Genomic DNA, 393 nt, shown 5'->3' on the forward strand with positions numbered 1-393 from the left:
CGTGCCGGGCGTCGCGACGGCCACCGGCGACGACCGGGCCGGCGCCGAGTTCCTCGACGTCGGCGCGGCACGGTCGTTCCTGACGCTCGTCGCCGGCTCCTTCGGCGGCACGATGCTGGTGATCGTCCTGCTGGTGGTGGCCAGCACCCTCGGCCTGGCCAACCAGCAGCGCCGCCGCGAGTTCGCCCTCCTGCGGGCGATCGCGGCCGGCCCGGGGCACATCTACCGGCTGATCGGCATCGAGACGGCGCTCGTGGCCACGGTCGCGGCGGTGCTCGGCGCGCTCCCGGGTGTCGGGCTGAGCCTGCTGCTGCACGGGGTGTTCGTCCGGCTGGGTTCGATTCCCGCGGAGTTCAGGTTCGTGATCGGCCCGCTGCCGGTGCTCGCCGCGGT

Annotated in this window: 1 protein-coding gene; it reads left to right on the forward strand. The window is 74.6% G+C overall.

Translation table 11 applies throughout. The annotated features are described in order from the left end of the window. A partial coding sequence (locus G3I65_RS50775) for an FtsX-like permease family protein (protein WP_160703060.1) occupies positions 1–393 on the forward strand: 393 nt, incomplete at both ends.

This window comes from Amycolatopsis sp. SID8362, from assembly GCF_010550475.1.
Taxonomy (GTDB): Bacteria; Actinomycetota; Actinomycetes; order Mycobacteriales; family Pseudonocardiaceae; genus Amycolatopsis; species Amycolatopsis eburnea.